7 protein-coding genes are annotated in these 6,548 nt (G+C 27.9%); 2 read left to right on the forward strand and 5 right to left on the reverse strand.

What is annotated here, in order from left to right:
• Positions 1–99 precede the first annotated feature (99 nt).
• From RSF37_RS14525 to RSF37_RS14535, 3 genes are read right to left on the reverse strand one after another with little or no spacing between them, the layout of a single operon-like run.
• Positions 100–1,053 carry an alpha/beta hydrolase gene (locus tag RSF37_RS14525; protein WP_332523628.1) on the reverse strand — a complete coding sequence of 318 codons (954 nt, stop codon included), beginning with the start codon at positions 1,051–1,053 and terminating at the stop codon, positions 100–102.
• Between the two features lie 59 nt (positions 1,054–1,112).
• Positions 1,113–2,816 carry an ABC-ATPase domain-containing protein gene (locus RSF37_RS14530; protein ID WP_332523629.1) on the reverse strand — a complete coding sequence of 568 codons (1,704 nt, stop codon included), beginning with the start codon at positions 2,814–2,816 and terminating at the stop codon, positions 1,113–1,115.
• A gap of 1 nt (position 2,817) precedes the next feature.
• Positions 2,818–3,405, reverse strand: coding sequence for a DUF1836 domain-containing protein (locus RSF37_RS14535; protein WP_332523630.1), 588 nt, complete (start codon positions 3,403–3,405; stop codon positions 2,818–2,820).
• Positions 3,406–3,626: 221 nt separating this feature from the next.
• Between RSF37_RS14535 and trhA the strand changes: the two genes are divergently transcribed.
• The gene (trhA, locus tag RSF37_RS14540; protein WP_332523631.1) at positions 3,627–4,274 is read left to right on the forward strand and encodes a PAQR family membrane homeostasis protein TrhA; all 648 of its coding nucleotides are present in this window, start codon (positions 3,627–3,629) and stop codon (positions 4,272–4,274) included.
• A 51-nt stretch (positions 4,275–4,325) separates the two neighbouring features.
• Here trhA and RSF37_RS14545 read toward each other — a convergent pair whose 3' ends face one another.
• Together RSF37_RS14545 and ybaK are read right to left on the reverse strand one after the other, a co-directional pair.
• Positions 4,326–5,384: an AI-2E family transporter gene (locus RSF37_RS14545; RefSeq protein ID WP_332523632.1), complete on the reverse strand. Its 1,059-nt coding sequence runs from the start codon at positions 5,382–5,384 to the stop codon at positions 4,326–4,328.
• A 68-nt stretch (positions 5,385–5,452) separates the two neighbouring features.
• Positions 5,453–5,923: a Cys-tRNA(Pro) deacylase gene (gene ybaK, locus RSF37_RS14550; protein ID WP_332523633.1), complete on the reverse strand. Its 471-nt coding sequence runs from the start codon at positions 5,921–5,923 to the stop codon at positions 5,453–5,455.
• A gap of 143 nt (positions 5,924–6,066) precedes the next feature.
• Here ybaK and RSF37_RS14555 point away from each other — a divergent pair.
• Positions 6,067–6,548: hypothetical protein (locus RSF37_RS14555; protein ID WP_332565101.1), on the forward strand; the 482-nt coding region annotated here is incomplete at its 3' end.

Raw genomic sequence — 6,548 nt, forward strand, 5'->3', positions numbered from 1 at the left:
CTCTACTATTTATAAGTATCCATTCATTATTTTTCATTACTTACCTAACCCTATAATTAATTTCAAAATTATAATATGATAGTCATTCTAAATAAGTAACTAAAAAATATTATCTATAAATTTATCTACAGTAGACCAATATAACTTAGGATTTACTGACTCTGCCTTAGCATGTCCAGCATCCTTTATTATTAGCTTTTCTTTAGAACATGTTGCAGCACTATAAAGTTCATCAAGCATATAATACGGTACAAATCTATCATCATCACCATGTATAAATAACATTGGCACTTTCGCTCTCTCTACTGCTTTTAAAGCAGATCCATCGCAAAGCCAGTACCCTGCACGTATTTTACATACAAAACTTGCTAAATTCATAACAGGAAATGTGGGCAGTTTAAATATAGCTTTCAACTGATACGCAAATTCATCCCATACTGATGTATAACCACAGTCTTCTATTATTCCTTTAACATTACTCGGTAAAGTTTCTCCTGATACAAGCATTACAGTGGCTGCACCCATTGAAATGCCAAAAAGGATAATATTTGAATTATTATCCTCTTTGATTAAAAAATTAATCCATTCTACAATGTCTAGTCTGTCATCATATCCCATTCCTATATAATCACATTTACTTAATCCTTGTCCCCTAAGGTCTGGAATAAGTACATTGTATCCCATATTATAAAAGTGTCTTGCAAAAGTACTCATAAGCTTACCTTCACTTGTATATCCATGAACTGCTATAATCCATTTGTTTGTTTTATTAGCATTCACTATTTTATATCCATGAAGCTTTAGTTTATCAAAAGATGTTATATACTCATCTTTATAATCCGATTCATTTAAAAGCCACTCTATATCTGCCTTTTTATTTTCTCCACTAGTCTCATCTTGAGAAACCTTTTCTTTATCATTTCCAAATTCATTTTTAAATAAAACATCCTTAGATGTATGTGAGTTTATAGCTAAGTTATAAAAGTAATTTCCTACATATCCTAGCAAAACTATTATGAACATTAGAACTAATATACATATCCAAAATATCATTCTAATTCCTCCTATTTATTCAATTCATATAGTTTATGCTAGCATAAATTTGTGTACTACTAGTTAATTCTAAGTTTTCTGTATCTATTAAAAGCAGCCATTATCTCTTGTTTTCTAGGTAATGCTAAGTTTCCACTACCACCTTTAGTTCCACTAATTGATAATAACCCTTTTGAATTAATTTCATCTAATATTATGTCCGCCACTTCTGTTAAAGTAAGATTATTATTAATTATTTTATCTTCTGCAAGCTTCATCATATTTCCTATTGATGTAACTTGTTCTCTATCTACTATTTGCTCTACACTTCTTAAATTAATCTCATCTCTATTTATAATAAGTCCATCTATCCCTAAAGTTTTAATTTTAATTCCTTTAGGACCTTTTTCTATAGAGCCTTTACGTAGCTTTCTATTAAAATCAATATTAACGTTTATATTTTTATTTTTTATTCTATTTAATATTAATCCTTTAGCTAATTGTTTAGCTCTTAAAGTTACATCTTTAGGCTCGTAAGCATCCATTTGAATTACAGTATCTGCAATATCAAAATAATCTCCTGAACTACCAACAACTATAATTGTTGAAATATTCTTTTCTTCATATATTCCTCTAACAAGTTCTATAAATGGTGTTATGGGCTCATCTTCACTTGAAACTAAACTTTGCATAACATCATCTCTTATCATAAAATTTGTAGCTGATGTATCTTCATCAATAAGTAGAAGATTTGAATTTGCTTCCATAGCTTCCACTATATTAGCTGCCTGTGATGTACTTCCACTTGCATTTTCACTTGTAAATTTCTTTGTATCTTTTCCATTTGGAAGATTATTTATAAATAATGATATATCATCCTTTATAATTGATCTCCCATCTTCTGCTCTTACTTTCATTGAAGTATTATCTGATATTACATATTCTCTTCCATCACCTTCAATGTGGTTATAAACTCCTACTTCTAAAGCATTTAAAAGAGTTGATTTACCGTGATATCCACCACCAACGATTAGTGTTATTCCTTTTCTTATTCCCATTCCTTTAATTAAACCTTTATTTGGAACATTTATCTCTACTTCTAACTCTTTTGGAGAAATGAATTTCTTACCATCTCTTAGTGGTCTTGTTGATACTCCACTTTCTCTTGGAAGAATAGCTCCATTTCCTACAAAAGCAACTAAATCTCTTCTTTTAAGTTCTTCTCTTATAAATTGCTGATCACAAACTAGTAAAACTCTATTTTTAAGCTTTGTTTTATCTAAGTTTTCATACTTTAAGCTATTATTAACTATATTAGGTAAGAAATCATATAATATCTTTTGAAGTTCTCTTCCTAAAACACTTCTTCCTCTTGCAGGGAATCCAACTTCAAATCTAGCTTCAATTTTATCTTCATTAATTACAATTGAAGTTCTATCTAATATTTCTTGTGGACACTTACTTATATTTATAATCCCACTCTTTCCTGAACCCATTACTCTATCACCATATTTATTTATATTTTGATAAAATGCTCTAGTTATAAAATCTTGTACTGCTATTTTTTTATGATTCTCATCAAATAATTCTTTAGGAATATTATTAAAGTTACTCTTCATAGTAACCCTTAATCTTGAAGGTGCAGCAAAAGGATCACCTTGTACATGGTCAATATGTAAAGTATAATCTTTAAAATCATACTCTCCTTCTAAAGACTTATATGCCTTATATCCTCTTCCATCTATAGAATCAATTTCTTTTCTTAAGTAGTTTAAATCTCTCATATTATTTCTCCTTATCATCTTTTATAAAAAACTCATCAACAATCTTTTCACCCATTCTTCTGTACATATTGCTCATATTTATCATAGAACATAATAGAAGAAATTTATCTTCAAACTCTTTATCTTCATCTTCTTTAACCTTTTCTTCTATTGATGCAGTCTTATTTAGAACTTCTTTTTCAAATAGATCTAAATCAGTTTTTGACTGCTGCAAGAAATCCTCATATATTTGTCTTAAAGGATAATCTTCTCCTTTTTCGTATTTTTTTACTATATGATTTAAGGAGTCTTTTATATCACTAATTGATAATGACCCTTTTAAGTTATATATAAAGCTCATAAGTATTAAATGCTCTTTTGAATACTTTTTATTTTGTATTGGCATTAATAGCTTACCTTTTGCATAATTATTTATCATTGTTTTTGTAAGTACTTTATCATCGTCATTTCTTTTAGCTTCGCTATATTTGTTTTCAAATAATTGAATTACTTGATCCATATATAAGTCTATTTCTGGTATCTCTTCTAGCTTAATATTTTTGTCTAATGCTAACTCTTTTACTAAAGTAGCCATTTCCTGTCTTTCCATAAACAACACTTCCTTATCTAGTTTTAAAAACTACATGATAAAATATCTATATTTCAATAATAATAGTATTTCGAAGATAATTCAATATTTTTACATAAAAATACGTATTTTCACCGGAATTTGAGCCAATAATAACTTTGACCATATATATAGTATACTCGTATAATGATATTATAGTAAGTAGTTATTGAAACTACGTGGAATTTATTGGAGGTTTAATTATGGAAAAGTATTTTAGAGAACCCTTAAACGGATTAACACATCTTATTGGTGCAGTTCTATCTTTAATAGGATTAATTGCCCTTGTTACAAAAGCTATTGTAATTCACAGTTCATTTATTGCTATACTTTCAGTTATTTTGTTTGGAGTAAGTATGATTTTGCTCTACACAGCTTCCACAACTTATCACTCAGTAATTTCAACTGAAAAAGTTATTTATAGATTAAAAAAATTAGATCACTCAATGATTTTTGTACTTATTACTGGTTCATACGCACCATTTTGTTTAATTGCCCTTAATAATAAAGCTGGATGGATTCTTTTCTCTGCAGTATTTATTTCTGCTGTTCTTGGGATAACATTTAAAATGTTTTGGGTAACATGTCCTAAATGGGTATCAAGTGTTATGTACATTGCTATTGGTTGGTTTGCTATCTTTGCAATATACCCACTATCTCAAGTACTTAATCCTATGGCTTTATTTTTACTAGTTCTTGGAGGAATTATGTACACAATCGGCGGTGTTATATATGCCTTTAAAGATGATACCTTTAAACTAGGTTCATTTGGAACTCATGAAATATTCCATGTATTTATATTGCTTGGAACTCTATGCCACTTTATCGCAGTATTCTTTTATGTGCTTTAATATAAAACCCCACACTTTGGCTTAAATGTAAAGTGTGGGGTTTTTATTATTTTATTTAATATTTATTTTTATAATCCCATCTTTTTTAAGATTCTTAAATACAACTTTAAGCAAAGAATATATTGGGACTATGCAAAATGCCACAATTGGTCCTCCAATTGCAGCACCACAAACAACTAAAAATATATCTGTTATTGGATGTATCTTCATAGCTCTTCCCATAATAAACGGAACTACGACTCTCCCTTTTAAAGTTTGAGCAATTAAAAATAAAAGTGATAATTTTAAAACCATATCAAATCCCATTGCTATAGCTATTACATATGGAACTATCATTGATATAAAGAAGCCAAGGAAAGGTATAAATGCTAATATAAACGTTGTAAATGCTAAAAAGCAAGCACTAGGCATACCTATTATTAAATATCCTACAAGAACCATTAATGATAGTGATAATGCGACTGTTGCCTGCCCTATAATGTATGTTGATAGAACTTTATCACCTTCACTTAATATCTTACTTGTAACAGCTTTATATTTTTCTTTAGAAAACTTTAATACAGTCTCCTTAAATATATGACCATCCTTTAATAAGAAAAATGTTATTAAAAATACTAATATTAAATCTGAGAATATCATCATACCTTTATTAAATATGTTTTTAACATTAGAGAATAAACTAACTAAATAACCCATTATTTTATCAGAAAAATTATTAAAGAATCCCTTTATATCTTCTGTCTTCATATTATCTAACGATAATTGTCCTATTTGGTTATCTCTTATTGTTGAATTTATATATTCCTTAAGTTTAAAAATCTGTTCTAAAAAATACTCACTAAAATAACTAGTAAAACCGATAATAGCAACTATAAATATAATCAAAGTTAAAAGGGACGCTAAATTCTTCTTCATCCCTTTTCTTATGAATACTTCATTTAATGGTCTAAGTATATAAAATAGGAATATAGAGAATATAATCGGTGTAAATATTACAAGTACAAAAACATCTGCAAATTCATGCACTATTTTAAATTTATTTAGTAAAAATAAAAATATTAATGTTAAATTCCCTATTAATAAATAGGATATAGCCTTCTTATTATTCATAGATAAACGCTCCTTTTTAATATAGAGTTAGTTTATCCTAAAGAAATATCCTTTATCCTACTACATACTTACTTAATAACATCCTCAAAGGCTACAGGTATAACTTTCTCTAAATCTTTAGAGTTCATTTCTATTTGAATACCTATCTTACCTCCACTAAATACTATCCTTTCTAAATCAAGTGCTTCTTTTTGAAAGAAAGTTTTATACTGTTTCTTCATTCCTAAAGGTGAACAACCGCCTCTTATGTAACCTGTAATTTTATTTATATCTTTAACATGAATCATTTCAACTTTCTTTTCACCTGAAACTTTTGCACATTTTTTTAAATCAAGTTCTTCTAAAACCGGAATAACAAATACATACATATTTTTTGAATTACTAGTTGTAACTAACGTTTTATATACAGTCTTTGGATCCTGTCCAGTCTTTTTTGCAACTGCCGCTCCATCTATATGCCCATCTGATCCATCATAAGTTAATGAATTGTATTCTATTTTATTCTTATCTAAAATTCTCATTGCATTTGTCTTTTGCATAATAATTGTCTCCTTTTTATAAATTATTTATTTATATTATAACACCGTAATCTCTTTGTAATTATAAGTTCCTATATTTTAACTTTTATTACTTAATTATCTTGTAAAATATATATAAACTACTTTAAAAGGGGGATTTACTAATGAAAAGAGTTCTATTTATACTATGCATTATTTTCACCTTCTCATTTGTAAGCTGTAATGATGCTAATAAAACTATTTCTTCATCTGATGATAACAGTCTTGTAACTACTAATGATTTGATTTCCTTTGAAAAGCTAAACTCATTAATTTCGAAATATTTAGAAACTAGTATAGGACTATCCCTTACTTCTAATTCAAAGGTATTTGAATCACACAATTTAATAGGTACAGAGCTTAAACATAACACTATATATGCTTACATACAGTCTTTCGTACAAGAATATAAAGTTGATAATAATAAAGCTTACGCAAGCTCTGGCGGTGATTTTACAGGCATTGTTTATTTAAATAAAGATAGTGGTGAATACAAAGTTGTTTCACATGACTTTCCTACTGAATCTTCTGATTCCAAAAATTTATTTCCTAAAGAACTATTAAAAAAATTCAGTACATCTTCTTATGAAAATATTAAGTCTAAAAC

Origin of the sequence: Clostridium sp. (assembly GCF_036643715.1) — a bacterium.
Classification (GTDB): Bacteria; Bacillota; Clostridia; order Clostridiales; family Clostridiaceae; genus Clostridium.